At 55.7% G+C, this 2,500-nt stretch carries 1 protein-coding gene and 1 pseudogene; both read left to right on the forward strand.

The features are described from left to right. Positions 1–1,644: DUF1983 domain-containing protein (locus KHQ28_RS28555; protein ID WP_211777796.1), on the forward strand; the 1,644-nt coding region annotated here is incomplete at its 5' end. A gap of 61 nt (positions 1,645–1,705) precedes the next feature. Further along, positions 1,706–2,500: pseudogene (locus tag KHQ28_RS28560) on the forward strand (tail fiber domain-containing protein); the annotation flags it as partial.

Here is a 2,500-nt window from a genome sequence, read left to right on the forward strand (position 1 = left end):
CTGCAGGTGAGTCGAGGAGCGAACAACAACGGCAACAGCGATAAACAGCTTGGGAGCTGGCAGTCAGTCCGTGAGGATGCGAAGTTCCGGTTTGAGTTCTGGGCTATGATGCCGGCGGATCAGGCGCCATCCTCCGGGTGGACAACGCTGGTCGGCATTAACTCACTGAATGCTGCCGGTCAAAACTCCTGGCAGTCGGCGGTCACTGTCAGCGAAGCCGCTCTTGGTGCGCGTGATAAGTGGGTGAAATTTACGGGTATTGCCAGTAACAACGGGGGTGGGAGAACACGCGCAGTGGTCTGGATCTCTACCCGTGGCGCCTCCGGCAGCGGCACCCCCGGTTATTCGCTGTATATCGACGATCTGGTTATCACGGATGTTACCGATGCGAAAGCGGCACAGGATGCCTCTGACGCGAAGGCGAGTGCCGTGAGCGGTCTGACGGCTCGCGTAACGGATGCCGAAGGGAAAATCACCGCCCAGGCGCAGCAGCAGACGGCACTGGCCACGAAAGTGGATAATGCCAACTCCCGCGTCGATAACATGGCGAAGACGCTAAGCGACAGCCAGAGCACACAGGCCAGTCTGAATACCTCGCTTCAGTCGCAGATTGACGCGCAGGCGGCCGCCAACATCAAAAACCAGACGACGCTGGACAATACGATTAAATCGGTGGCCAGTATCACCAGTACCCAGCAGACGCATGCAACGGCACTGGAGGCGCTGGCAACGCAGCAGACGACCCTGACATCCAGTGTCGGGGATCTCAGTGCTTCCGTTCAGAACACCGCCAAAACCGTGGCGGATGTGAATGGTACGGTGAGTTCGCTGTGGTCTATGAAGGTTGAGACGGTTAACGGAAAGAATGTTGGCGCGGGGATTACGCTGGGCAGCAATGGTGAAACGAGCGATATGATCCTTTATGCCGACCGGTTCTCGTTGTTCAATCGTAATAATGCGACGGCTGTTCCGGTGATGGTTGCCGAAGGCAATGAGCTGTATATCGATACGGCACGTATCAAAAACAGTTCCCTGACCTCTGCCAAAATCGCGGACGGTTCCATTACGAACGCGAAGATCGGTAACGAGATCCGCTCGAATAACTTTGTTGATGGCTCGCAAGGCTGGCGTATCGCCAAGGATGGCTCTTCGCAGTTCAATAACGTGATCGTCCGTGGCAGGGTTGAAGCGAATAGCGGCGTGTTCCGTGGCACTGTCCAGGCGGATTCGTTCATTGGTGACATTGCGGTGGCCAAAAGTTACGACAGCCTGACTTTCCGCCGCAACCAGACGGTACAGCGGAACGGTGCGTATCAGAACAGGGGGTATAGCATGACAGTGGTTCTGGCCTGCACCCTGGTGTGCCAGACCTATGGGACGGGCAGTGGCCTGGGGTATACCTCTGATATTACGTTCAACATTGGTGGGCAGGAGGTAACCCGCCGTATCTTCGTCGATGCCGGTAATATCACAGGCGGCACCACGGCCTTTGAATTGCGGTTTGCCGCGCGCCTGGATGCTGACTACAACAATGTCGGCTTCTTTATCAGAGCGTCAGGTCGTACTGCCGCGATTGATTACACCTGCACAGTCGAGAACATCACCGCAACCGCATTTCGGACGGACAGCAGTTCATTTAGCTAACAGAGGCCCCATAAGGGGCCTTTTCTTTTTCCAGGGAAAACCATCCAGGAGCAACTTTATTATGGCGATGTATGAAGTCGGCACCGTCACGGGTGCAGCGTCGCAGGCACGGGTGACAGGTGCGACAACAAAATGGTCACAGGTGGCGCTGGGGATACTGCCCGGGTCGATTCTGGTGGTCTACCGCAGCGGTAGTGCTGACCTGTATGCGATCAAATCCGTGGACAGCGACACGCAACTGACGCTGACTAGGAATATCACCACCGCATTTTCCGGTGCCAGTTACGGCATTATTACCGCTGAAACCGCCAGCACCTCGTCGTTTGCTAACCAGCTGGCCAGCGCGTTTGCATTCTGGCGTAGTGTAGTAGAGGGCTGGTCGATGGCCCTGACCGGCAGCGGCAATATTACCCTGACTGACCCGATCACAGGAAAGCAGGTGACCGTGCCGGCGATAGCCGGGATGGCGAAAGCATCGGATCTTAACGCGCTGGCAAAACTCACCGGAGGAAACAAACTCGACGGCTCGCAGGTTATAACCAGCGATAATGCCGGTTTTATTCTCGGTAAGAACTCAGATCTGGCTCTGCTCAAAAAACAGGGGCAAGGCGGGACGATTGCCGTTGGCTCGGGAACACCGTTCAGGGTTCAGCGTTCAAGAGCTACCACTGTATCACCGGCAGACACCTTTGATGACATCCTCGTTATTGGCACCAATAACCAGACGACGTTGCCCGGAGATTTGGTTGTCGGTGGTGGTTTCGATAATACGGCAAAGGGCAAGCTGTATTCCCAGGCGTTAGAGCTGTCGATGGGCACTCCGTACATCGATTTTCATTTTAACTACAGCACCGAC

It is taken from the genome of Klebsiella sp. 28 (genome assembly GCF_018223905.1).
Taxonomy (GTDB): Bacteria; Pseudomonadota; Gammaproteobacteria; order Enterobacterales; family Enterobacteriaceae; genus Klebsiella; species Klebsiella pneumoniae.